We start from the raw sequence: 24,327 nt of genomic DNA, 5'->3' as shown, positions 1-24,327 counted from the left end.
AGAGAAAATTATGCGTTATTTAATACTTATCTTATTTATTCCATTTTTTACTTTAGCTGAAAGCAATACACAACTAAAAAAGGAATTAATGCAAATGGAAATTCAAGATCAAAGTATCCGCAATAAAATAGGAAAAGTTGGCTGGCAAAATCCCCCCAAAGAACTCATAAACCAGCTAAAGATAATAGATGAAGCTAATACAACTAAGCTAAAAGCTATTATCAAAGAACATTCATGGCTAACAAAAGAATTGGTCGGTATTGAAGGAGTGAGTGCTGCTTTTTTAATAATTCAGCATTCATCAGATATCGAATTTAAAGCAAAAATGCTCCCGTATTTAGAGACGTCATATTTAAATAATGAAGGTATAAAGGGACAGCAACTTGCCCTACTAACTGATAGGGTCCTTATTGCTCAGGGCAACAAGCAACTCTATGGCACTCAGGCTGACTTAATCGAGGGTCAAATTGTATTTAGTCCTATTGAAGACAAGGCTAATGTTGATAAACGTCGAGCAAAAATGAAAATGCCACCACTCGATTTTTATAAAAAGTTAATGGAAGAAATTTACGGTATAAAAGATCACCCTGAAATAGATCTTAATTAATACAACGATAAAAGCAAAATTAAGCTCTTTTAAGACAGGTTTTCGGTGGGATCTTAATGGTAGAAATGAAAAAGTTTATTTTACTGGTTTTAGCTGTGCTTACTTTGACTTCTTGTAGCAAGCCTTTGCCAGCGGATAAGTTATCTTACGTAGGTGAGTGGGAAAGCAAAGAAATGTACTTGCTTATCCATCAAGACGGTACGGTGGTATATGAGAGGGTCCAAGATGGTGGGTCAACATCTATAAACGCGCCGTTAAAAGAGTTTATAGGAGACGACTTTGTAGTAGGTGTGGCTTTTTTAACCTCTAATTTCGATGTGACAGAAGCACCACATTTGGTTGGTGACGAATGGGTAATGGTTGTTGATGGCGTGAGATTAACAAAAAACCAAGGTTATTAGATATTGCTGTAAATATTTATAGGAACTTACTTAAATAATTAATATTAGGTTGTTTTTATTATAAGAGATTCTTACTTTAGAAGCGTGTATTTGCGTTATTTAGTGTTTCAAAAGGGATGTTATGAATAAATTATTATTTTTTATTGTTTTTTTCGTTATTAGTAATGCTCAAGCAGCTGACGCGACTTATTTCTCAGAACTAAAAGCCGAGCTTGATCAGGCTGTACCAAAGATTTTAGATAAGCATAAAGCCCCTGGTGTTGCCGTTGCCTTTGTTCAAGGCGAAGAGGTTACCGGATTTCTTTCTTATGGCTTTGCAGATATTGAAAGTCAAAAAGCCATTACAGAAAATACCATGTTTAATGTAGGCTCAATATCAAAAGTAGTGACTTCGTGGGGGGTTATGCAGTTGGTGGATCAAGGTAAAGTTGAACTTGATAAACCAATAAATAATTATTTAAAACGCTGGAAGATACCTAAGTCTGAGTTTGGAACTGAAAATGTAACGTTAAGAAATGTTCTGTCGCATACATCGGGCTTGTCTCTCGGTCCTTATTTTGGCTGGGGCTCACCGACAGATGTTCCTTCGATTGTAGATTCATTAAATGGCAAGAATAATGGTGCAGGCGATGTAAAAATAATACATACACCAAATACAAAATGGTCATACTCAGGTGGTGGGTACTCTATTGTTCAGTTACTCATAGAAGATGTATCGGGTTTAAGTTTTGAAGACTATATGCAGAAAAATGTACTTAAGCCGTTTGGAATGAATAACTCAACATTTAATGTAACACCTGCTGTTATGAGTAAATCAGCAACACCGTATGATGAAAATGCAAAGAAAACATCCATGATCTACTTTGCTGAGCAAGCCGCTGCGGGTTTACAAACAACTGCTATTGATTTAGCACGATTTAATTTAGCCGTGCTTAAAAATAAGGAAAATAAATACAATGGCTCTCGTTTTATATCACAAGCTCTAATTAAAGAAATGATTACACCTGTAGCAAATACAGGGGGTCGCTGGAGTATGAGTTATGTTGTCGATTCAGAAAATAAAAGTTTAGGGTTCGCTGGATTTAACCAAGGGTGGATAGCGTTAACACGGTCGATTACAGACCAAAATAGAGGCTACGTTATACTTACCAATAGCAGCATAGGAAGCGTTAGTAATGATATTGATAATCTTATTTTATCTAAACTGCGCAAGCCTAAAAGTGAGTAGTTTATAGCAACTAAGCTTACTTAATAGGTATTTTTGATACTTAATAAGGTGGTTATGTTGAAAAGCATAGAGATAATAACAATCTATTTAGTATAGAGCTCAATAATAGGGAGTCGTACTGATGAAACGCTTTCCCATGTCTTTATACAATTTACAACAGTGATGCTTTGGAAAGTGAAGCCGCAGGGTACGTATGCGAAATTTTATTACTAAGCAACTAATACCAAAAATCTCCTTGGCCCTAGTTATTTATCGATAGTTAAGCTACAAATTTATGTTTCAGTTTTAAAAGCGTTTGCGGACCGGTTTTTCGGCGTAATTAATTAAATGAAGGAAAGTACGATGAATGGAAGTGAAATTTTGTCAGGTGGCGGTCAATATGTGATTGGTTTAGGGACCTTAGCATTATTAAATGCAGGCTTAGCTCAAAGTAAAAACAGAAGTGGGCTATTATGGTTTTTTATATCCTTGCTCTTAGGCCCATTAGCAACATTTTTATTAGTTGTTCTGGATAAACAACCAAACAGAAATTACTAAAAATTATTAGCATGGATACAATCAGGCAATTTAAATTCAATTACGCTTGATTACATTAAATTTTTGTCGACGAATAAACAGCCCCTTATAAGGGGCTTAAAGGTGAAAATGAATCTATTATTTGTTTGCTCAGAAAATCGTTTGCGCAGTCCTACCGCAGAAGAGGTGTTTTCTGAATACGAAGGTATTAATGCGATAGGGTGCGGAACAAACCTCGATTCTGAAACACCTTTATCTGGTGATCTTATCGAATGGGCAGACGTTATTTTTGTGATGGAAAAAACTCACAAAAATAAAGTATCGAACAAATACAAAGAACTACTTAAAGGAAAGAAACTTGCCTGCCTAGAAATTCCTGATAATTATCAACGGATGCAACCAGAACTTATTAAATTGCTAACAAGCAAGGTGCCAAGGTACGTTCGATTGTAAATGATATCAAGTGTCTAAAATCATCAGTGTGTTACCTTAGATTTATACAAATATTGATATGGGATTATTGTCAATGGCTGACGCGGCATGTAATGAAAAAGAGAGAATTGAAGCACTTTTTGATACTTTATAAGATGACTATGTTGAAAAGCATAGAGAGAATAACAATCTATTTAGTATAGAGCTCAATAATAGGGAGTCGTACTGATGAATCAATTAACTGAAAAAACGATTGCGTGTTCGTATTGTGGTGAACACATTGATGTATTATTGGACCCCGCTGATGTTGATCAGCAATACATAGAAGATTGCCAAGTTTGTTGTAAGCCTATTAATTTTTTGGTTTTTGAAAGCGCTGATGAAACGCTTTCAGTGACAGTGTCCAGTGATGATGCTGGTTATGGGTTTGCGTCTTATTAGATTACGGATTGTTAGCTATTTTTATGCTTAACGCCACATTAAACAAAAACCTGCATATTGCAGGTTTTTGAATGTTAAAGTTTTATGGCTTCTGAGCTTCTATGATCTCAGTGATCCCCTCAGCGGAGAGTATTTCTATCCAATATCCATCTGGGTCTTTAATAAAGGCTAAGCCTTTCATTGAGCCATCATCAGGCTTTTTCACAAACTCAACATCATATTTAGCAAAGCGTTCACAGGCTGCGTATACGTCAGGCACGCTAATACCTATATGACCAAACCCTTTGGGTTCGTTATTACCATTATGGTAACCCTCAAAGCTGTCGTCGTTTTCAGTGCCCCAATTATGTGTAAGCTCTATAAGCGCTGGGCGGCGAAATACCCACTGTGCTTTTTCTTTATCAGTCCCTTTTGGTATAGCTTGCTCATAGCCTAAAAAGTACAGTGTAAATTCCATTGCTGGAAAATCGTACTTGCCTAATAGTTTCATTCCTAAAACGTTTTGGTAAAACTCTAATGAAGGCTTAGGATCTTTTATACGCAGCATTGTTTGTTGCATTACATAATCTTGTGTCGCATTTGCGATTTGTTCTGGCGATTCATTGTAGTCAGACATACATGTCCTTTGAAAAGTGAGAGGTGAAAAAACATAAATGTAGTGTAGTAATCATAATCAACCTTCATTGAAATTTAAACCATGATACGTAAAGGCTATCTAATAAAGTGAACTATTTTCTTTAAAATAGGTGTATCTGTTTATGTCACTTAATACACGGGCCGATGCTATTAAAGACTGAGCAGATATTTATAAACCAAGGAAGAAATAACGATGTGGGTTTTACGAAAACGTCTAACAAATTGACTTAAATTGATTGGAACTTTGATTAGTACTTTTTTAACAGATACTTTTTAACAACTACTTTTGATTAGTCGTGAAAAAAGCAGAGAAACAACCTAAATAAGCCGCTCTTAAAAACGGCTCATTTAAACTTAAAACATGAAGCTAGATTAATTACCCCAAGGGTTACTTGCGCTTGAACGCTGTTTACGCGCACGGGCTTTTTGTTTCGCTTCTTTTTTCTCATGAATGCGTTTTGCATCAGTAAAACTAAGCTCACACGGCTCACCGGGTTTTTGATCTGCTGGGATCACGCGATCGCGTGGTGGTAGCTCGTAGTTAACGTCATCAGGGCGCGGTAAGTTTTTTAGGCGGTATAGATAAAAGTTCTCGACCTTTTCTTGCGCCCATTGAGTTTTTCGCAAAAACTTAACGGCAGATTTTACATCAGGGTTATTTTTAAAGCAGTTTAAACGCAGGTAGGCATGGAGTAATTCCCAGCCATACTGGTCAACAAGTTCAGTGACAACCTGCTCAATGCCCACACCCTGTAGTGGGTTATTGCTGAAAATTTCTTTATTACTCATTCGACTGTCCGGTATTTCTCAAAACTAGGGTAAGTATAATTGCCTTTACCCTAGTTTTATACCTAACGAAGCAAGAAACTGTATTTTGAGTGGTTATTCTTTACAGTTAACCACAACACGGCCACGTATTTCGCCTTTTAATAATGCATCAGCATGGCTAATGGCGTCTGATAATGGAATTTCTCGCGAAATTGTATCTAGATACTCAGGCTCAACTAACTCGCTCAGACGTTGCCATGCTTCGATACGGTCAGCTTTGGGGCGCATGACACTGTCTATGCCTATTAAGCTGATACCCCGAAGAATGAATGGCGCAACGGTTGCTGGGAAATCCATGCCTTGTGCTAAACCACAGGCTGTAACAACACCCCCATAGTTAATTGATGCACAGACATTTGCCAGTGTATGACTACCTACCGAATCAATGGCTGCCGCAAATTGCTCTTTGGCAAGTGGTTTACCAGCAGTGGAGAACTCATCGCGTGATAAAACACGTTTTGCTCCAAGTTTTTGTAAGTGTTGGGCCTCGTTCATACGACCCGTTGTTGCTACAACGTCAAAACCGAGCTTATTGAGTAAGTAGATGGCAAAACTTCCCACTCCACCATTTGCTCCTGTCACTAATACTTCGCCGCTTTGTGGGCTAATACCGTGCTTTTCAAGCGCAATAATACTCAGCATTGCGGTGTAGCCTGCGGTGCCAATTTGCATTGCTTGTTTAGGGGTTAAATTAGCGGGGAGGGGAATAAGCCAATCGCTCTTCATTGAGGCTTTTTCGCTAAGACCGCCTAAATACTTTTCGCCAACACCAAAGCCATTTAATAATACGGTGTCGCCCGGTTTAAATTCGTCAGAATCGGACTCGCTAACCGTGCCTGCAAGGTCAATACCTGGGATCATAGGAAATTGTCTTACCACTGGTCCTGCACCCGTTATCGCCAGAGCATCTTTATAATTGAGGGTGCTGTAGTCAACATCAATATTAACATTATGCTGGTGGATGCTCTCAACAGGAAAATCTGTGTAATTGGCGTGATAGCCTTGATCATCTTTATTTATAACTATCGATTTGGCTGATGTTGTCATGGTTGACTCCTTTTAGACCGATCGTCTTTTAATGGTTAAATTAAAACCGTTAATTGATTTATAACGGCTTTATAAGATTAAACGTAAAAATTGTGCTGTATAAAGGGTAAGGGGTTCGCTTGATTTATCAAGCTTTGAGCGCATAACGGCACCTTCCCAGCCAATCCAAAAAAATTCAGCAAGCATTTTGCAGTCTGTTGATTTTGCGATTTGTTTTTGTTCTTTCGCTTCAATTAAACACTGCTCAACTAATTGCTGCCAATGCGCATACGCTTGTTTAATGCTGGCTATCATTGCGTCATCAAGGTGGCTGAGCTCTTGGTTAAGATTGCCAATAAGGCACCCTCGTTTAAACGCATATTTTGCCATGCCTTGTTTGGCATCGTTAGCAAATAAAACAACGCGTTCAAGTGGACTAATGGCGCTATTAGTGAGATGGCGTTTAAGCTTTGCTTGAAAGTAACTGTCGTAAGCATCAATTAAGGCTAAACCAAAATCATTTTTACTTTTAAAGTAATGATAAAAAGAGCCTTTAGGCACTTGCGCCGACTTTAAAATTAAATCGATACCTGTGGCGCTAAAGCCTTTTTCAGTTAATACAGCTAACCCTGTATTAATTAGCAGTGCGCGGGTATCTGCATTTGTGCGCTCAATTTTTGGGGGCCTGCCACGACGGCTTGGCTGTATTATTTTTGTTTCCATAGCTCAATATTAGACCGATCGGTTTTTAACATGCAAGCAATTTGTTGTCTAAATTGTAATCATAATAAAAATGTCATAATTACAAATTAATGGGGAACTTTACTGAAATAGCCTGTGTCACAAATAATGGCTATGCAATTTATAGCTCGTTTTTACTGTATTTATAGGTGGTTTGAAATATAGAGGTATGACCACTTAAAGGTTTTAAATGTTAATTCAGTTGATCATCAGCACGTTACTCATTGTCAATTTATTTAATTGCTTTTGTCATTTGAATTTAACAGTTTTATTAACTATTCATTAAATGTAGATGTCAATTTCGCTACATATCTATAAATATAAAAGGTGAGGATATTACCTATGAAGAGACAGAAAAGAGATCGTTTAGAAAGAGCTCATTCTCAAGGTTATAAAGCAGGCTTGGCAGGCCGTTCCAAAGAACAATGCCCTTATCAACAAATTGACCCTAAATCAGAATGGTTAGGTGGATGGCGAGAAGCAATAGAAAACCGAAATATGTTCAAAACTTAAAATAGGCATCTTATTTACGCAAAAAAGCCCCAAAAGGGGCTTTTTTGTTTCTGCATTCTGGGGTTATTAGAATGCAGTTGTATCTTGGAAAAGACCTACTTTAAGATCTTTTGCTTCATAGATTACACGACCGTCTACTTCTACAGTACCGTCAGCCATACCCATGAACAATTTACGCTTGATAACACGCTTCATATCTAAACGGTAAGTTACTTTTTTAGCCGTTGGTAAGATTTGACCAGTAAATTTAACTTCACCTACACCCAGTGCACGACCAAGACCAGGGCCACCTGACCAGCCAAGGAAAAAGCCAACTAATTGCCACATTGCATCTAAACCAAGACAACCCGGCATTACTGGATCACCTTTAAAATGGCAGTCGAAAAACCAAAGATCAGGGTTGATATCAAGTTCAGCAACGATTTGACCTTTACCGTGTTCACCACCATCGGCAGTGATAGAAACGATACGATCCATCATTAACATGTTATCGCTTGGAAGACGACAATTGCCTTCGCCAAACATTTCACCTTGACCACAAAGGACCAATTCTTCTTTTGTATAGCTGTTTTTAGGTTCCATAACTCTTTTTCATCGCTTAGAAATTGCCCCGTACTTTAGCGTACACTTGTACGCTAAACAACTCGGAGCAGTTAATTTTTTGCTATTTTTCGTTTGTTTTATGACCATTTAATTAAACTGTTGCTGTTAAAGGGAGATAAAACCGCGCATTGTGTATTAAAAATCATTATAATTGCTGTGATTCTTTAACCAGTCTAAAGGAAATTTATGATCCTTTTTGTAAACTCACTGACAGTGATTGATTTTTCTTACTTGTGTAATAAACGCGGCGCAGTTGGCGAGAGCTGGATTGTTGATTTAACCCTGCATGGCCAACTTAATGATGAGTCTATGGTGCTTGATTTTGGTTTAGTTAAAAAACAAATCAAAGGCATTATTGATGAATGTATTGATCACAAACTTGCCGTGCCTGCGAAACTAAACGGTTCACTTACTCAACACGATGAACATAGCGTATTAGATTGTCATTTTGGTGACAACCATCACTTAGCGATGAGCGCACCAAACCAAGCCTTTTGTTTAATTGATGCCGACGTGATTGATGAGCACTCAGTAACCGCGTTTTTAATTAAAACGATAATGCCGCAATTGCCTAGCAACATCGAAAAAATTGAAATTAATTTATACCCTGAGCGCAGCCAAAGTTTTTACTACCACTACAGCCATGGTCTTAAAAAGCATGATGGCAATTGTCAGCGCATTATTCATGGTCACCGTTCGCAAATTGGTATTAGCCTTGATGGCATGGCTATGCCGCGTTTGCAAAAAGAGTGGGCCGATAAATGGGAAGATATTTATTTAGCGACAGCTGAAGACGAAGTCAGCAAAGCAGAGTTAAAACATGTTACAGCAGAAGATAACGATGTGTGCTTTGCGTATACATCGCAGCAAGGCTACTTTGAAATGGCCATTGCTAAATCGCGTTGCGACATTTTACCGTGCGATACCACGGTTGAATGCATAGCTGACTATCTTAGCACGCAAGTTAAAAACGAATACCCAGAGTCTAAGGTGAAAATTACCGCGTACGAAGGGGTCGGCAAAGGATCAATTAGCTATGCGTAAAGGATTACTGCTAACCGCGTTGGCAAGTTTGTTGTCTATACATGTAAATGCGGTTGAACTAAAAGGACATTTAACCCAAGGTGGTTTAGTCACAGGCCAACTTGAAAACGTTAAAAGTGTGAGTTTTAACGGTGAAAACTTAAAATTGTCGCCTCAAGGTGAATTTGTATTCGGTTTTGGCCGTGACGCAGACACACAGCACACATTAACGTGGGTTGATAATGACGGTGTCGAGCATGAGCAAGCCATTGTTATTACAAAGCGCGAATACAAAATTGACAAAATTACAGGCGTGGCAAAAAAGTATGTTTCGCCGCCCAAAGAGGTATCTGAGCGAATTTCTCGTGAAGCGGTTGCTGTACGAAAAGCGCGAGAAGTTAATTCTGACCTCCGTTATTTTTTAGATCCGGTTTATAAGCCAGTACAAGGCCGTATTTCGGGTGTGTATGGCAGCCAGCGTTACTTTAACGGTGAGCCACGTAGACCACATTTTGGTTTAGACATCGCAAATAAAACTGGCAGCCCTGTGTATGCGCCTGTCAGTGGTACCGTTGTTTTTGCTGAGCCTGATTTATATTACTCTGGTGGCACGTTGATTCTTGATCATGGCCATGGTGTGACTTCGACTTATATTCATTTAAGCAAATTAGATGTAAAAGTAGGGGATACCATTACCCGAGGCGATAAAATCGCTGAGATAGGTGCAACGGGCCGAGTAACAGGACCCCATTTAGACTGGCGTTTTAATTGGAAAAATGAACGCCTTGACCCTGCGCTAATGATGCAAGACACATTAGCTAATGAAAAGTAGAGACTATGACACAACAAATCGATCGTGACGCTATTATTGCCCAGCGTATTGCTGACTCAACAACGTCGGTAACAAAAACAGTATTTCCTGGCCGTACTAACCATCACAACACCTTATTTGGTGGTGATGCGTTAGCGTGGATGGATGAAGTTGCTTTTATTGCTGCAACTCGTTTTTGTCGTAAACCTTTAGTAACGATTTCGTCTGACCGTGTTGACTTTAAAGAAGCGATTCCTGCCGGTACGTTTGCAGAACTTATCTCTAAAGTAGTCTATGTTGGTAATACCAGCCTAAAAGTAGACGTAGAGATATTTTTAGAGAGAATGCATAAAGACGATAAGCATCTTGCTATCTCGGGTAGCTTTACGTTTGTAGCGGTTGATGATAACCACAGACCAACACCGGTTGTGTGCGATAAAATGATCTACGGTTTCGACAGCTAACACACTCAAAGATGGCTAAAATAAATAAGTACCTGCGGGTACTTATTTAATCAATCAAAAAGAACACATCATACTATATATTGTAATATGTATTGCTCAGCACTTATGAATCCTTTACCTTAAATTAAACAGGGGATAGCAGAAGGTGTAATTTAAGAGCAAAGCAAAAAAATGTTTAAAATTGGCCGTAACAAGGTAATAAAAAGCCCCACATATGCAGGGCTAACGTCTTTTTAACTGGCTGAATAACTTTTGAAGTTGCAGTACAGTGTTTTAATTTAAAGTACCATTGCTGCTATCCAACCCGATATCAATAGCGGAATATTAAAGTGAATAAATGTGGGTACCACTGAATCCCAAATATGATCATGTTGGCCGTCGGCGTTCAATCCAGACGTTGGTCCTAAGGTAGAATCAGAAGCAGGGGAGCCCGCATCACCTAATGCCCCAGCAGTACCAACAAGTGCAGCCGTTGCCATAACAGAAAAGTTAAGTTCTAAGCACAGTGGTACAAAAAGGGTCGCAATAATTGGCACCGTAGAAAAAGAACTACCAATGCCCATGGTGATCAATAGGCCAACTAATAAAATGAGTGCAGCGGCAAGCGGTTTGTTTCCTTCTATCATACCAGCAGCAGAGCTTACTAATGAGGTAACGTCGCCAGTTGCTTTCATAACGGAAGCAAAGCCTTGTGCCGAAATCATAATAAAGCCAATCATTGCCATCATGGCTACACCTTTACTAAAAACGTCGCTATTCTGCTCCCACTTAACAATACCAAACAGACTAAATATCATAACTCCAACAAGGCCACCTAGAATCATAGAGCCACTCACATTTTGAGCAAGCAACGAGCAAAGTACGGCAGCAATGCCAACAGCCAATACCTTTTTTGGTTGTTCGATAACAACGTCTTGCTGTTTTTCTGTTAGGGCGTGAGCCTCATAATGACGTCGCTTTTTGTAGCTAACAAATACCGCGATAATTAAGCCAACTAACATGCCAAGCGCAGGAATTATCATAGCGATAGGGACTTGTGTATTCACAAGTTCTAAACCGTTTTCAGTGAGGTTTTTATGTAATATTGAATATAAATAGATTCCACCAAACCCATACGGAAGAACCATATAAGAGGTTGCAAGACCAAAAGTTAAAATACAGGCAATGGCACGTCTATCTAATCGTAGCGTGTTAAATACAATAAGTAACGGGGGAATTAATATAGGAATAAATGCGATATGTACCGGGACTAAGTTCTGCGACGAAATCGCACACAATAATATGATGCTTAAAATTAAGTAGCTTAGGGTTGTTTCGCCTTTGTGGCTGTTATCATTCACTTGCTTGAGCAATTTGGCTGCTAAAATGCGTGTTAACCCTGACTTAGAAATAGCCACAGCAAATGCACCTAGCATTGCGTAACTTAGTGCTATTTCAGCGCCGCCCGATAACCCTTCGTTAAATGCATTAAGCGTATCTGACAAGCCAAGCCCAGCCGTTAAACCGGCAACAATGGCACTTAGTGTCATCGCGACAATGACATTAATACGGCAAAGTGTCAGTACCAGCATTAATATAACGCCAACAATTACTGCATTCATATTGTTCTCTATTTTGCTGTTTTGAGAGAGTTTAACAGAACTCGAGCAGTGGTTTTACGTTTTTGAGTAAATGCGAGCTGTTGATAGCGCACTTCGATGATTATCTGTTCAAATTTAGCCAATTCGCTGGATAAATGGGGCTTTTGTTTTTTTATATTTGCAATGTTTTGCAAAGGAGTAAGAGTGACATCGGTTTTAAGACCCCGTTTATTTGCCCAACGGTAAAGCTGTTCTATTTCGTTAATAAGTGGCTCATTAGAGAGAGGCGTGCGCTTTGAATAGAAAAAGTAACCTAGAAAAATAAAGGCTAGCGTAACCAAAACTACAAGTGGCGTTATCCAGTTCGCTTTATTTCCAAATAATGATTTTAAAAAGTTTTGTTGTGATTGCTGATCAAAAGTCAGCACCCAATTTGTCCATTTATAATCTAATTCTTCAAGGTGATTTCTAAGCCAATTTATTGCTTTAAAGTGACTCCAGCGTTTTAGGCCAAACCCTAAATTTTCATTAAAGCTTTCATTTAATTCGCTTAATTGTGATAACGAGCCATTTAACCGCTCTGGAGCAACAACCGCGGTTGCATCAAACACATGCCACGCATTATTAAAATGTACTTCTACCCAGGCATGGGCATCGTATTGATAGACGTTGAGTGTTGAACCTTGCTTTTGTTCGCCGCCTAAGTAACCAGAAACTACACGCGCAGGAATTTTGGCAACCCTGAACATAAAGGCTGCTGTACTTGCGTAATGTCCACAAAAGCCACGTTTATTATCAAATACAAACTGGTCAATTGTATTCTCGCCAGTCATTGCTGTTGGTGTGAGTGTGTAGCTAAATGCTTGTTCATTAAAATAGCGCAATAAAGCATTAAAATAGGCTTCTTCGTTGGTATTTTTTTCAGCGAGAGATAATGACAGTGTGCGCGTTTTAGGGTTCACGTTGCCAGGAAGTCGCGTATAGAGTCTTTTTTCAAAGTCAGACAGAACAACATTATTTAATGAGCCGCTTTTAACGGTGTATTTTATATTCTTATTTAAATTGCCTTTGCGTTTTAGCAAACCATTATAGGTGGAGACTACAGCCGTATTATCACTTGTTGCATACCCCAAACCATATAACCAATTAGCCGATGAAGGCTCTGCAATAACTTGATATTGAACGTAGTTTTGAGGGGCAACTGGCTTGCGAGTAAGGTTAAACTGTTGAGATCTTAAAATATCCGATATTAACCATTCGTTACCATTAAACTCATCATGAATAAGGCTTCGCCAATAATAGGGGGGCTGCAGAGCTGTATTATTAGGCTCTTCAACTCTAAAAACTAGCTCGTCTGATTCTGCCAATTTGGCAATAGAAAACGGGTTTACCTGTTCAGACAAACCAGTTTTAGCAAGCTTTGGTCCCGGTAATTGCCAAAAAGCAGGAAGTCTTGGTAAAAATAAAATTAGAAATGCAGCAATAGGTAAAGCGAACAAAATGGTCTTAACACTCTGTTTATTAGCCGTTTTAAAGCTATTAGGGCTGTCTAAATAGCCAAGGACTGCAAAATTAACGATATATAAGCTGCTTACCAGCAATGTTTCGAGTAAACCTTGATGAAAGAGATACAGGGTCGATAAGTTAAAAAACACGAGTAAACACACGGTTTGATATTGCTTGGTTGTTCGCGCTTGCAATAGTTTAAATGTACTTGCAAGTAGCATCATTGAAACAAATAACTTAACTGTGTCAGACACACCGACAACAACAAATAAAGCGATTAGACAGGCCGCAGCTAAAATATTAGCCACCTTACCATTGAGTTTTTTATAGAACTTTCCAATTAATAAATTAAGGCAGCTTAAAGAAATTAAAATGGCGAGAAAAAGAGCAGGGACTTCAGTAAACAAAAATCCACTCATAATGATGAATATGAATGAAAGTGCCGAATTTATTAAGCCTGCATTATGCATCTTCAGCATATTTAAAACTCCGCCAGCGCTTGAAGGCACGATTTTTGATGTTTTAAACCGTAACCCGAAGCAACCTCACTATTTGGCAACGTTAAAGAAAATGTAACGTGCTGTTCAGTGAGCTTATTGACTAAATAACATAGTTGACTGAGCCTAGTTTCAGTATTGCCGTTTAACTTATTAAAGTTAAGTGCCATTTTGGCAGACGAATGACTCGTAAACTCCTTGCTGAGTAACTGCTGAGTTTTTGCGTAGTGTTTCCAAGATACTTTATTAAGTGCTGTACCGGGGATAAAAGGAGACAGTTGGTGAAAATCATCCGATCCCGGCTTTTGTTGGCTTTCATGCTCTTCGCTATCGCCTAATTCCAGTGTGTCAAAAACTAAACTAGGGTCATCGATTGGCTCTGGGTATATATAAATTGCATCACTGGGCTGAATATAACTCCATACCGACACAAGCCCAAAAGGAAAAGAGCTATAAATTTGGACTTTTTCGAAGCAATAACGCCCACGTTTGTCTACGTTTAACGAAATATGCGTATTTACTACTTCGTTATTACCGACATCAATGAGCTGTGATTTTGTATTTTTATATCCAAGCGCAACACCTTGACACGCGCTCTTAGCTTTTATAGAAAAATGAGCGCTTGGTTGATTGGGTGCATAGCATGGCGTTACGTGATTAAACTTTACACTGAGACCACGTAGATTTTTATAACCCGTTAAAATGGCGAACACTAATAAAACAACCATAAGGTACGCCATCGCTAAAATAAGGTTGTTTTGATAATTAATACCCATCACAAAATTTAACAGTGCCACAAATAAAAATTTAGCTCCTAAGCGCGATGGCAAAACGTAAATTGTATTATGACGCAGTGTAATCTCGTTTGTTTTATGCTTATTTTTTAATAGCTTATTTATAAAAAAGTGCGTAAAACGAGTTGCAAAAGTAGGGCGCTTAAGCATCTTTTACAAGCTAACAGGAACATGTTTTAGTGCATAAGCACTGTCATCTTTATTCAACCCAAGACGATGATCGGTCACACTTGCAAACACCGCTTGAACGTCTTCAGGTAAAACAAAATTACGTCCTTCAATGTAGGCCCATGCTTTAGCTGCACGAGAAAGCGCAATAGATGCTCTTGGCGATAAAGGATTAACAAAGTGCTTGTCTTGGCGAGTAAATGCAACTAACTCTAAAATATAATCAACAACGGCATTGCTGAGTGTGACCTGAGTAATTTCTGTTTGAATAATAGAGAGTTGCTTAGTTGTTATACGCACGGGTAAATCGTCGTAGTTACGATTATTTAAACCCAAAATTAAATTTTTCTCAGCCTGTTTATCAGGAAACCCTAAACTAATTCGCATAAAAAAGCGGTCTAACTGTGACTCAGGTAAAGGATATGTACCAGACTGATTTACTGGGTTTTGTGTAGCAATCACAAAAAAAGGCGATGGCAGGGCGTGTTTAACAGAGTCGACCGTGACTTGCTTTTCTTCCATTGCTTCTAACAGAGCGCTTTGTGTTTTAGGACCCGCGCGATTTATTTCATCTGCAAGAACAACTTGGCTAAAAACAGGCCCTTGATGAAATGAAAAAGTGTGCTCTTTGGCATCAAATATATTTGTTCCTAATATATCTGACGGAAGTAAGTCACTGGTAAATTGAATGCGTTGATACGATAAACCTAAAACCGCCGCAAGTGCATGCGATAAAGTGGTTTTACCCATACCTGGTAAGTCTTCAATTAACAAATGACCTTGGCTGAATAAACAGGCTAATGCCAACTTAATTTGTTGTTGTTTACCAAATATTACTGTCGATAGGTCATCTATAACGCGTTCAATAGTCGAATTCATAAACTTCTTAATTTGTTATGGTTTACATCAATTCTAGACGTTTCATAACAGTATCGACTTTTTTTGCGTTAAATGGTTTAGCAATAAAACCTTTAGCGCCAAGTTCCCACGTGTTTTGTACATTTTCGAGACTGTTGTGGCCAGAGCACATAACAACATGTGTGTGTGGGTAGTTGTCGTTTAAGAATTCTAAAATCTCTGTGCCGTCTGTGTTGGGGAGCTCTATATCGAGAAAGATGACGTTAGGCGATTTTTCTTCAATAACTGTTTTAGCTGATTCAAAATCTCGGCTTTCTAAAATATCTTCAAAGCCAAGGCCTGTTAATATCTGGTTGAGATAGTCTCTGATATCTTGCATATCATCAATTATCAAAATGGGTTCTAACGGTTTCACAAATTCCATATTGTTTACATCTTATCGTTACATCTTAGTTTGATAGTTTTAATATATGCCATGCAATACCTAAGCTCAAGAAACAGTCGATAATTAAATGGATTATATAGCAAAACAACCACCTAATGTCCGATACCGTCTAGTATTGGACTTAGCGCCACTAAAGAAAGCACTCAGATAGATATAAACCATTACTTCCTATAATTTATATTATGTTAAATAGCATAAATATTTATATAATTAAGTTCGTTGCCTTGTAGATTTAACGTATTTTCACCTGCTTTTGTACAAAGATACTCTTTTACATTGTGAGTTATAAAGCAATTTGTGTTTGTCATTTCTATCACGGTTTAATTTAAACGATCTGATTTACACTCACTCTCATTTAAGTGGCAATCTGTAATTACACTGTTCGTCTGTTTAAATACACATTGCTTTACTAGCATTACGACTTGCACAGTCTGGTTATTTATTAATTTTTAGAGATGGTTGTTTATAGGTACCACGCGGTGAATTTCAGGTAACTTCTAATTTCATCAACAAGATTGAGTTTTTACAACGCTCTGTTCGTTATAACGAAAGCCACGTGGATGCCCTACAAGCTCAAATTGAAAACTTGTATGACCTAGTTAAAGCCAGTGAAACGTTGAAAATCGTTGGTAATGACTTAATCAAAATGAGTGATCAGCTTGCTCTAAAAGATATTGTTTTGAAGTATGGAGATAAGAAAACAGCATAAAGAAAGGCCACTATTTAGGTGGCCGACTTTTCATGTCGAAAGCTAAATTAAATGAATCAATTATTGATTTAAAATTAGAAATATCTGCTATCGGTATTAACATTTTACCTTCTGTAGATAGAATGCCTGTTGAGTTGCCAAATTGATGCTTAGTATTAAAGTGATAACAAATTAGAAACCCTCCAACAACCCAATAGAATGCAAAGTTACCTTGATCACTTGTTCTTTCTAATCTGAAATCAAATAATATTTTCCGAAGTGTATCGTCTGAATAAGTTTTAGATTTATCAGTAAGTTTAATTAAATAAATCTTTAAAAAATTATCAACTCGAACTTCTGGGTGTTTGATATTCAAAGTATTGTTATAAATACAATCCGCTAAGATGCTATCAAAGCCCCCAAGGCTTATATCTGGATATTTACTAGAAACCGATACACGCCACATGATACTAGAAAAAAATAGGTAAAGTTTTTTATAATCATATTCAAAATGAAGTCTATCATCCGTGATTTTTACTATTTTTTTTCTGTTTTTTAAAATTACAGTTCCGTACCCTTCGTACTTCCTATTAAGTTTATCTTCACATTTAGCACATAGAAGGTACTCTTTCTTATCACCGTTTGTGCATAAAGGTTCGTCATTTCCTTCAATAATTTCAACGAGTTGACTAGATTTCCCTTTTATGAACTTATAATAAGAGCGTGGTATTATATGAGACAGACTAAGATTTTTCTCTTTATTGCAAAGCTTACAAACCCCTCTAGGCATTTAAAAATCCTTTAATTAGATATAACTTAGCAGCAAGATGCAGCAAAGTTTTATACTGGTTTATTTTAAGGCATCTGTCAAAGCACTAACTAATTCATCATCAAGCTTGCTTTCTGATTTACTGGCGAAGTGTCTTGCCGTAGCTAAACACACTCGTTTTATAAATGCTTCGGTTAGCAATTTAGCTGCTAAATATTTACCTAATGTGGCTATCATAATTTATCCTGTAGTTTCGTAATATCTTCACCGTGTTTTTTAATTACCTGTTTTATCCAAGTAATATCTGTTTTCACTGCGGCAACGGTGGCGAACGCGCCACCAATTTGCACAATGACAATGAAAAGCAAGTTTATTGAGTTTGCACCGATGGCCATACCCTACCCCTTGGCCGCTATCGTTATGGTTTCAGCGTTTATAATGCAAGGTTATCCATCTGTTTTATAATGCAATTTTCTTATGACAACCAATTCCCTCTATAAAGTACTGGTCATGGCTGACTATGATAAACCCGCCATTAAATGCGTGTAATGCATCGGCTAAAAGCTGTTTTGATTCAAGGTCTAGGTGATTATCGGGCTCGTCGAGTAACAAAAAAACATGCTTTTCAATATGGCTTACGATACACATTGCGAGTTTCATTTTTTCGCCACCACTTAACTGTGCGGCTTGTTTATAAACGTCGTCTTTTCTGAAGTTTAAACTAGCAAGCAGTGTTCGGGCTGTATTGTGGGTTAATTCGCGGCAATAGAACATTAGGTTATCAAGCAGGGTTAAGTCATTATTTATTAATGAAAAATGTTGATCTAAATAATAGAGTGGTTGATTAACATGTATCTGCCCTGCTCTAACTGGCAATTTAGCCATCATCGTTTTTAAAAGTGTTGATTTGCCGGTGCCATTGGCGCCCGATAAATGTATTTTTTCATCATTATAAAGCGATAATTTTAAGGGGGTGTGCGAACCATACTGCAATACAACGTTCTCGAGTTTTACTGCTTTTTGGCGTTTGAATTCTGTTTGATTTAAATAGAACTGTTGGGGTTTTACTTGCTCAAGTTGAGATATAAGCACTTGTTTATTTTTAGTGATTTGCGCCTCTCTTTTTGCTACGTTTTTACTTTGCGATGATTGATTTGCTGAGGCTCTGTCTTTTTTAGCATCTTGAAGTACTTTGGGCTGGCTGCCTGATTTTTGTAGCTTTGTGCCTTTATTCGCGCGTTTTTCTGCTTTTTGCTTATTAACGTGCTGTTGAGCTTCAAGCTTACTTTGTTGTTTTGTCGCTGCATTAAGCTTGTTTTCTAATGCTGTAACATGTAGCTGTTTTTGGCGGATGTAATCTGTAAAGTTGCCACCATAAACAGCTAACCCCAGTGACGATAGTTCCCATATTTCATCAACAATTTCTAGTAACTCTCGGTCATGGCTGATCAGTAGTATTTGCCCTGGATATGATTCAATTTGATTTTTTAACCATGCTTTACCCTGATTATCTAAATGATTTGAAGGCTCATCGAGAATCAAAATATCGTGGTTTAAGGTAAACAAAGCCCATAATTTTAATTGACTGAGTTGCCCGCCACTTAAGGAATTCGCATGCGCAGTGGCAGTGATGCTTTTAAGGCCTAATTTATTTAATACTGAAGTAAAGCGTTGTTCTAAATCCCAATAACCATCCACTAGTGCTAAATCGTGTTCTGTGAATTGGCCTTCATTAATGGCCTGCAAGGCGTTGAAGTAATGATCAAGCCCTATAGATTCAGCAACTGTGAGGGTATTTAACCGTTTAATGTCGTCGACTTGTTTATATATACCCATTACGCCGCTGCTGTTTACTGTTCCTGACGTTGGCGAGCGCTCTTTACAAAGTAACGATGCTAAAATTGATTTACCACTGCCATTGCGACCAACAAGTGCGGTTGTTTTTGCTGTTAATGACAGTGTTATATTGTTAAACAGACGTTTGCCATTGGCATGCTGAAAGCAAAGGTTAAAAGCGTGAAGTTGTGGCATAGTGCCTCCTGTAATACAGGGGCAGAAAGCGTTGGTAACGCAAAGATATTTTACGCGTGTAAAGTGATAGTGAGCAACGCCTACTAACCCTGTTGGTCCAAAGAAAAAATGAAATTGGATAACAGGTTTAGTTGTTCATGTTGGCGCGTGCTCCTAAATAATGAGACTAGATAATATCCAGCCCTTGCCAAAAAGGCAACGAGTTATGTTAGGCTAATATTCATAGAACGTGAAAGGAGTGCATTTTGAATTTAGTTAATTGCCAAGCCATTCTCAATAATACTGTGCAAGTAAAACTGACACTTGATGCTAAAAAACGTGTTTTTGTTATTGGTGATTTAGATGCCGACCTACCCAAGTTTGAACGTGCGTTAGCATCGGTAAATTTTAATGCAGCAAACGATGTATTATTTGCACTTGGCGATGTTATTGATAGAGGTGCACACAGTGTTGCTCTATTACAGAGGTTTAAAGAGCTGAGTGTTTATATGACTCTGGGTAATCATGAACATATGATGCTCGAATCAGTTCTTGCCCAAGATAGTGGTTATCACGCGTTATGGGTTGAAAATGGCGGGCGTTGGCATTACGAATTAAGCGAGGCTGAACGTATGGATGTTTGCCTGCAACTCCTAAATTGCCCTCTTTCTTACCTTATTGAATATGCAGGCATGACAATTGGTTTGTCGCACACGGTGCCACAAAATTGGCATTGGCAAAATATTCCTCGCAATCATTCTCAAGCCGTTACCGGCTTACTTTGGGATAGATCTATTACAAAACAAGGTAAGGTTTTGCACAACCAAGGCGTCGACTTTTCTATTCATGGCCATAACTCGACCCCTCGGCCCTATTGGATTGGGAACACTTATCACATCGATACAAATTATTTAGGCGGTGAGCCAACACTTGTCGAGCTGAGTTCTTTAATAAGCGACTTTAAACAAGCCCATTCAATGGATTGAAGCAAGTTCAGAGGGAATGTTTTCTTCGAGATACTGCTTGTACTTATACCTTGCGTGCCAAAGCTGTTCATCAGATTCTTGCAGGTAAATAAGTGGACCGGTATTTTTCTTTGCTAAACTGGTTAGTTTAGAATATTCACGGGTATCAATTTTGCCATCGCTAAAGTAACTATTTGAAATTGTTAGAAACTCATCGTCTTTGTACACTTCACTGTGCCAAATAAGAGAACGATACATACTGGCGGTTATTTCGGTTGGCTTATCGTTGCTTTGAAAGATTTTCACTTCAGAGTAAATTGAGTTACCCGTAATTACGATACCAATTAACGATAGCGTTGTGAGAGTCATCATCCATTTCATGCTTTTATCCTCACTATTGATTACTTTAACTATAGGAGGAAAGCGAGATGTTTGATGTTTATTTAATCAATCACAGTTCGAAAAAGTATTTTCAAAATACTTAATTACTGTTTTCTAAGTACCTATTTTGCGCATAGAGCTCACTGAGCCCTATGCGCGTGATACCATTTAGTGAAGTGCGGCTGTAAACGGAATGCTTTCACAGATTTTGGCTTCAGCAATAAGAATTTCTTCTAGTCGTGTATCTACTTCATGCTTGTCGAAATACTCGTAGGCAAGTTCGACAAATAAGTTTTTATGCTTTTCTTCAGATTTCGCGATGGCCACATAAAACTCTTTTTCTTTGCCAGCAGGTAGCGCTTCGGCAACTAATGAAAAGCGTTCATGCCCTCTTGCTTCAATAACACCCGCAACGAGTAGACGGTCCATTAAAAACTCGTCGCGGCCATTTCTGAATAAGCCACGAATTTGCTTAATGTAAGGGTCTTTTTGATCGTTACCCAATGAAATATCGCGTTCCATTAATAGCTTGAGAACTTGCTTAAAATGAATCATTTCTTCAAGCGCTAAGTCGGTCATAGCTTTAACAAGTTTACGACGATCTGGGTAATGCGACAGCATTGACATAGCCATACCCGATGCTTTTTTTTCAGCGGCAGCATGGTCTTGTAAAAAGGTGTTGAAGTCCGCTAAGACACCTTCTGTCCATTCAAAGGGAGTGTGATATTTTAATTCAAACATGATAAGGAACAACTTAACTTATAATGGCGGCGATTTTAACGCATTTTGGTTATAAAATCTTGTGATTGTAACCAAGGGATTTATCTATTTTTCCATTGCGGGTTGAGGCTATTTTGTCGGGGTGTTTTATGTCATTCCAAGCCGTTACTTTACCGGCCATATTCAGTTGTTTAAAAACAATTGGTTGCTCGGTTTGTAAAAATGCTTTGAGTGCGTCAGGGCTATGCTCGTCTGCAACATCAAGTGTTAATAGTTGCTGTTTTTTATCACTAAAATAGTTTTGCACTTGCTGTTGATGCCGCTTGTAACATGCAATAAGGTACTCATCTGATTCGATATCTGCCAGTGTGTAGTGGCCAAACACCTCTAAATAACAGCGTTTTAAATGGCTATTAAAGCCGCCATCTTCGCGCATTAAATTAGTATGCATGCGCGCAAGCAGTTGTCTTATTGAGGGGATCCATTTTGATAAATCACGCTGCAAATTAATAAAAATACTGTTTGGGTAATGCTTATCAAGTAACGGAAACTCACTAAAGACGGGAGTGTCAGCTATAACCTCTGCACTTTCAATTGCCGCTTGTGTATACGCTGTGTGGGCCGTTTTATAGCCTAATTGTAAAAAGCTATAGCAAATACTGGTAGTGCCTGTGCGCGGCAGACCTATTATAAAAATTTTATTCTTCATCTTAATTCGTATTAATTATGTTGGCATGAGAACTGGGGTTGCTTAATGAGTGGCGTTTTAAACCAGTCATTTTAGTGTCATTGCTAACGTTAGCAATGACACCCGCTTTTACCTACATAACTTGTGTAACTAATAACATGAAAGCACTGATAACAAGTGTTAAAAAGGTAAGTATCATACCAAAAGCACGTAATTTCATTACGTTATCAGCAAGCCCGTAGCTGTGACAAAATCGACCTAGTAGCAACATGCTTCCTAAAATATAACAATAATGACTTGATAGACCTTGGTACTCAACCAAGAACAATAAGATCAAAGTAAATGGCACATACTCTATAAAGTTTCCATGCGCACGAATTGCTGCTTGCAAAGATGCATCACCGCCATCGCCAAGTGAAATTTGCTTGGCTTTACGAATTTTAATAACACGAAAACTTAACTGAATGTATAAAATCGCCAATATGGCGGCAAAGCTTGAAACGATCACTGTATTTCCAATTCTTATTTAAAGTTAGACGCTTAGCACTATTTGTTGCTAGGCTATAAAATAGGTATTTAAGTTAGCACATATTATGACTCGATAATGATTAATGTCTAACTGTTCTTAAAGGATATGCATGTTTACGCCAAGAAAAATTGCAGACAATTACCGCGAGATGATCAGCAGTATTGGGTTTTACCCATCGATGCTATCCGTTTTATTTCTTTTGTTTGCTTTAATCACAACTGCAATTGAATACGCAGCTATCACAATGGAAGTTAAGCAATTTTTTGCTGTGCTATTAGTCGATAGTGAAGAAAACGCACGAACCATATTGAGTACCCTTGCCGGCAGTATCATTTCGCTAACCGTGTTTAGCTTTTCAATGGTAATGGTGGTACTTAATAGTGCCAGTGCGAGCCTGTCACCGCGAGTTTTACCTGGTTTGATCACTCGTAAATCGCATCAGCTTGTTTTAGGTTTTTACTTAGGCAGTATCATTTACACCATCATTATGTTGATAAACATACGCGCGATGGAAAACGGTGAAATGGGGATCCCCTCTTTGGGTATTTTCTTTTCTTTGCTGTTTGGCTTAGTGTCGTTGGGGTTTTTTGTTTACTTTATTCATTCAATCTCAAAGGCTATCCAAGTTGATAATGTACTTAACGATTTATTTAAAAATACCAAAAATGAACTCACCTGCATTGTCGCAATGCAAAAAGATACCGATGTTAATGAGTTTCCTAACTTTGATGAATGGCACAACATTAAGAGTGAAACAGAAGGTTATTTTAAAGGGGCTCACAGTGATAAATTATGTGCGCTGTGTAAAGAGCACGATATAAAAATTTATATTGCGGTTAAACAAGGTTTTTTCACTGTTAAAGGCTACCCATTCTTAAAGTGTGATAAAGATTTATCAGACATGCCTGAACTTGTTGATGCCCTGCTCAACTGTTTTATTTTTTATATTGAAGAATACATAAGTGACCATTATCGCTATGGTATGACGCAAATTTCTGAAATTGCCGTAAAAGCAATGAGCCCAGGTATTAATGATCCGGGCACTGCGGTTAAGGCCATTGATATGTTAAGCATTTTACTGATAGAACGCCTTAAAATAAGCGATGTGAATTATTCGCTAAAGCATTCAACGAATAATCAACCTTATTTATACTTGCACGAGACATCGTTTGATGAATTACTGCATGATAACTTCACACCGATTAGAAATTATGCAAAAGGCGATGCTTATGTGATGGTCAATGTACTTGAAGCATTTAAAAATATTTTGTTTAGATCGGCTGATAGCAGTAAAGCGACAGAAAGCTTATTTGTTTATTTAGAGGCTATTGTTGAAGACATTAATAAGCATATAACGAATGAATACGACCGTCAGCAAGTAACCAATATGCTCAAGGCTATTGCGCGTATTTCAGAACACAAAGGAAAGGCGTTGGTGGCAAAGTTTACCACCAACTAA

Annotated in this window: 31 protein-coding genes; 13 read left to right on the top strand and 18 right to left on the bottom strand. The window is 38.1% G+C overall.

Annotated elements, in window-relative coordinates; all coding sequences use genetic code 11:
* Positions 1 to 10 precede the first annotated feature (10 nt).
* From BWD47_RS05365 to BWD47_RS05340, 6 genes are all read left to right on the top strand, one after another.
* A complete protein-coding gene (locus tag BWD47_RS05365) occupies positions 11 to 607 on the top strand; it encodes a DUF6624 domain-containing protein (protein ID WP_075593575.1) in 597 nt (198 codons plus the stop codon).
* 56 nt (positions 608 to 663) lie between these two features.
* Positions 664 to 1,008: a lipoprotein gene (locus tag BWD47_RS05360; protein WP_227006818.1), complete on the top strand. Its 345-nt coding sequence runs from the start codon at positions 664 to 666 to the stop codon at positions 1,006 to 1,008.
* Between the two features lie 121 nt (positions 1,009 to 1,129).
* On the top strand, positions 1,130 to 2,236 hold the full coding sequence (locus tag BWD47_RS05355) for a serine hydrolase (protein WP_075593574.1): 1,107 nt from the start codon (positions 1,130 to 1,132) through the stop codon (positions 2,234 to 2,236).
* A 342-nt stretch (positions 2,237 to 2,578) separates the two neighbouring features.
* Positions 2,579 to 2,773, top strand: a complete 195-nt coding sequence (locus tag BWD47_RS05350) for an antitermination protein NusB (RefSeq protein WP_075593573.1) — start codon at positions 2,579 to 2,581, stop codon at positions 2,771 to 2,773.
* 108 nt (positions 2,774 to 2,881) lie between these two features.
* Positions 2,882 to 3,205, top strand: coding sequence for a low molecular weight protein tyrosine phosphatase family protein (locus BWD47_RS05345; protein ID WP_075593572.1), 324 nt, complete (start codon positions 2,882 to 2,884; stop codon positions 3,203 to 3,205).
* A gap of 207 nt (positions 3,206 to 3,412) precedes the next feature.
* On the top strand, positions 3,413 to 3,625 hold the full coding sequence (locus BWD47_RS05340) for a CPXCG motif-containing cysteine-rich protein (protein ID WP_075593571.1): 213 nt from the start codon (positions 3,413 to 3,415) through the stop codon (positions 3,623 to 3,625).
* A gap of 82 nt (positions 3,626 to 3,707) precedes the next feature.
* Here the strand turns inward: BWD47_RS05340 and gloA are convergent, their stop codons facing one another.
* From gloA to BWD47_RS05320, 4 genes are all read right to left on the bottom strand, one after another.
* Positions 3,708 to 4,241, bottom strand: a complete 534-nt coding sequence (gloA, locus tag BWD47_RS05335) for a lactoylglutathione lyase (protein ID WP_036968417.1) — start codon at positions 4,239 to 4,241, stop codon at positions 3,708 to 3,710.
* A 392-nt stretch (positions 4,242 to 4,633) separates the two neighbouring features.
* Positions 4,634 to 5,050 (bottom strand): VF530 family DNA-binding protein, encoded by a 417-nt coding sequence (locus BWD47_RS05330; protein ID WP_036968414.1) that lies wholly within the window; start codon positions 5,048 to 5,050, stop codon positions 4,634 to 4,636.
* A 93-nt stretch (positions 5,051 to 5,143) separates the two neighbouring features.
* Positions 5,144 to 6,136, bottom strand: a complete 993-nt coding sequence (locus BWD47_RS05325) for an MDR family oxidoreductase (protein ID WP_065979922.1) — start codon at positions 6,134 to 6,136, stop codon at positions 5,144 to 5,146.
* A gap of 69 nt (positions 6,137 to 6,205) precedes the next feature.
* A complete protein-coding gene (locus tag BWD47_RS05320) occupies positions 6,206 to 6,838 on the bottom strand; it encodes a TetR/AcrR family transcriptional regulator (RefSeq protein ID WP_065979923.1) in 633 nt (210 codons plus the stop codon).
* Positions 6,839 to 7,198: 360 nt separating this feature from the next.
* Here BWD47_RS05320 and rmf point away from each other — a divergent pair, with 360 nt between their 5' ends.
* On the top strand, positions 7,199 to 7,369 hold the full coding sequence (gene rmf, locus BWD47_RS05315; RefSeq protein WP_036968408.1) for a ribosome modulation factor: 171 nt from the start codon (positions 7,199 to 7,201) through the stop codon (positions 7,367 to 7,369).
* 66 nt (positions 7,370 to 7,435) lie between these two features.
* Here the strand turns inward: rmf and fabA are convergent, their stop codons facing one another.
* A complete protein-coding gene (gene fabA, locus BWD47_RS05310) occupies positions 7,436 to 7,951 on the bottom strand; it encodes a bifunctional 3-hydroxydecanoyl-ACP dehydratase/trans-2-decenoyl-ACP isomerase (RefSeq protein ID WP_036968405.1) in 516 nt (171 codons plus the stop codon).
* A gap of 207 nt (positions 7,952 to 8,158) precedes the next feature.
* Between fabA and BWD47_RS05305 the strand changes: the two genes are divergently transcribed.
* The 3 genes from BWD47_RS05305 to BWD47_RS05295 are packed head-to-tail and all read left to right on the top strand — an operon-like array spanning position 8,159 to position 10,270.
* Complete coding sequence (locus tag BWD47_RS05305; RefSeq protein ID WP_075593570.1) at positions 8,159 to 9,016, top strand: 6-carboxytetrahydropterin synthase; 858 nt, start codon at positions 8,159 to 8,161, stop codon at positions 9,014 to 9,016.
* Positions 9,009 to 9,827, top strand: coding sequence for a M23 family metallopeptidase (locus BWD47_RS05300; RefSeq protein ID WP_075593569.1), 819 nt, complete (start codon positions 9,009 to 9,011; stop codon positions 9,825 to 9,827). The genes BWD47_RS05305 and BWD47_RS05300 overlap by 8 nt, the downstream gene beginning before the upstream one ends.
* Before the next feature lie 5 nt (positions 9,828 to 9,832).
* Positions 9,833 to 10,270 (top strand): acyl-CoA thioesterase, encoded by a 438-nt coding sequence (locus tag BWD47_RS05295; protein ID WP_036968399.1) that lies wholly within the window; start codon positions 9,833 to 9,835, stop codon positions 10,268 to 10,270.
* A 278-nt stretch (positions 10,271 to 10,548) separates the two neighbouring features.
* On the opposite strand, the gene BWD47_RS05290 is transcribed toward BWD47_RS05295, so the two are convergent.
* From BWD47_RS05290 to BWD47_RS05270, 5 genes are all read right to left on the bottom strand, one after another.
* Positions 10,549 to 11,871: a Na+/H+ antiporter family protein gene (locus tag BWD47_RS05290; RefSeq protein WP_074988212.1), complete on the bottom strand. Its 1,323-nt coding sequence runs from the start codon at positions 11,869 to 11,871 to the stop codon at positions 10,549 to 10,551.
* An 8-nt stretch (positions 11,872 to 11,879) separates the two neighbouring features.
* The gene (locus BWD47_RS05285; RefSeq protein WP_075593568.1) at positions 11,880 to 13,835 is read right to left on the bottom strand and encodes a transglutaminaseTgpA domain-containing protein; all 1,956 of its coding nucleotides are present in this window, start codon (positions 13,833 to 13,835) and stop codon (positions 11,880 to 11,882) included.
* Positions 13,836 to 13,837: 2 nt separating this feature from the next.
* Positions 13,838 to 14,650, bottom strand: a complete 813-nt coding sequence (locus BWD47_RS05280; RefSeq protein ID WP_176714572.1) for a DUF58 domain-containing protein — start codon at positions 14,648 to 14,650, stop codon at positions 13,838 to 13,840.
* A 150-nt stretch (positions 14,651 to 14,800) separates the two neighbouring features.
* Positions 14,801 to 15,694, bottom strand: a complete 894-nt coding sequence (locus tag BWD47_RS05275; protein WP_065979925.1) for a MoxR family ATPase — start codon at positions 15,692 to 15,694, stop codon at positions 14,801 to 14,803.
* A gap of 22 nt (positions 15,695 to 15,716) precedes the next feature.
* On the bottom strand, positions 15,717 to 16,097 hold the full coding sequence (locus BWD47_RS05270) for a response regulator (protein WP_074988210.1): 381 nt from the start codon (positions 16,095 to 16,097) through the stop codon (positions 15,717 to 15,719).
* A gap of 577 nt (positions 16,098 to 16,674) precedes the next feature.
* Between BWD47_RS05270 and BWD47_RS20110 the strand changes: the two genes are divergently transcribed.
* Positions 16,675 to 16,827 (top strand): hypothetical protein, encoded by a 153-nt coding sequence (locus BWD47_RS20110; RefSeq protein WP_178387082.1) that lies wholly within the window; start codon positions 16,675 to 16,677, stop codon positions 16,825 to 16,827.
* 10 nt (positions 16,828 to 16,837) lie between these two features.
* Here BWD47_RS20110 and BWD47_RS05265 read toward each other — a convergent pair whose 3' ends face one another.
* The 4 genes from BWD47_RS05265 to BWD47_RS05260 form a co-directional block, all read right to left on the bottom strand.
* Positions 16,838 to 17,596, bottom strand: coding sequence for a hypothetical protein (locus BWD47_RS05265; RefSeq protein WP_075593567.1), 759 nt, complete (start codon positions 17,594 to 17,596; stop codon positions 16,838 to 16,840).
* A 60-nt stretch (positions 17,597 to 17,656) separates the two neighbouring features.
* Positions 17,657 to 17,812, bottom strand: a complete 156-nt coding sequence (locus BWD47_RS20105; RefSeq protein ID WP_178387081.1) for a hypothetical protein — start codon at positions 17,810 to 17,812, stop codon at positions 17,657 to 17,659.
* Entirely contained in the window at positions 17,809 to 17,970 is a 162-nt protein-coding gene (locus tag BWD47_RS20100; protein ID WP_178387077.1) for a hypothetical protein, read from the bottom strand. Before BWD47_RS20100 ends, BWD47_RS20105 begins: the two co-directional genes overlap by 4 nt.
* Positions 17,971 to 18,034: 64 nt before the next feature.
* Positions 18,035 to 19,606, bottom strand: a complete 1,572-nt coding sequence (locus BWD47_RS05260; protein WP_075593566.1) for an ABC-F family ATP-binding cassette domain-containing protein — start codon at positions 19,604 to 19,606, stop codon at positions 18,035 to 18,037.
* 245 nt (positions 19,607 to 19,851) lie between these two features.
* Here BWD47_RS05260 and BWD47_RS05255 point away from each other — a divergent pair, with 245 nt between their 5' ends.
* The gene (locus tag BWD47_RS05255) at positions 19,852 to 20,571 is read left to right on the top strand and encodes a metallophosphoesterase (RefSeq protein ID WP_075593565.1); all 720 of its coding nucleotides are present in this window, start codon (positions 19,852 to 19,854) and stop codon (positions 20,569 to 20,571) included.
* On the opposite strand, the gene BWD47_RS05250 is transcribed toward BWD47_RS05255, so the two are convergent.
* From BWD47_RS05250 to BWD47_RS05235, 4 genes are all read right to left on the bottom strand, one after another.
* Positions 20,560 to 20,931: a hypothetical protein gene (locus BWD47_RS05250; RefSeq protein WP_036968379.1), complete on the bottom strand. Its 372-nt coding sequence runs from the start codon at positions 20,929 to 20,931 to the stop codon at positions 20,560 to 20,562. The genes BWD47_RS05255 and BWD47_RS05250 overlap by 12 nt on opposite strands.
* Before the next feature lie 168 nt (positions 20,932 to 21,099).
* Positions 21,100 to 21,672: a tRNA-(ms[2]io[6]A)-hydroxylase gene (locus BWD47_RS05245; protein WP_075593564.1), complete on the bottom strand. Its 573-nt coding sequence runs from the start codon at positions 21,670 to 21,672 to the stop codon at positions 21,100 to 21,102.
* Between the two features lie 49 nt (positions 21,673 to 21,721).
* The gene (locus BWD47_RS05240) at positions 21,722 to 22,360 is read right to left on the bottom strand and encodes a sulfotransferase (RefSeq protein WP_075593563.1); all 639 of its coding nucleotides are present in this window, start codon (positions 22,358 to 22,360) and stop codon (positions 21,722 to 21,724) included.
* Positions 22,361 to 22,472: 112 nt separating this feature from the next.
* Positions 22,473 to 22,847: an MAPEG family protein gene (locus BWD47_RS05235; RefSeq protein ID WP_075593562.1), complete on the bottom strand. Its 375-nt coding sequence runs from the start codon at positions 22,845 to 22,847 to the stop codon at positions 22,473 to 22,475.
* 130 nt (positions 22,848 to 22,977) lie between these two features.
* On the opposite strand from BWD47_RS05235, the gene BWD47_RS05230 reads away from it, so the two are divergent.
* Complete coding sequence (locus BWD47_RS05230) at positions 22,978 to 24,327, top strand: DUF2254 domain-containing protein (protein WP_065979934.1); 1,350 nt, start codon at positions 22,978 to 22,980, stop codon at positions 24,325 to 24,327.

The organism is Pseudoalteromonas sp. PAB 2.2, from assembly GCF_001938575.1.
GTDB classification, from domain to species: Bacteria; Pseudomonadota; Gammaproteobacteria; order Enterobacterales; family Alteromonadaceae; genus Pseudoalteromonas; species Pseudoalteromonas lipolytica.
Note: the sequence above shows the minus strand (reverse complement) of the source record. Positions and strands in the feature narration are given on the sequence as shown.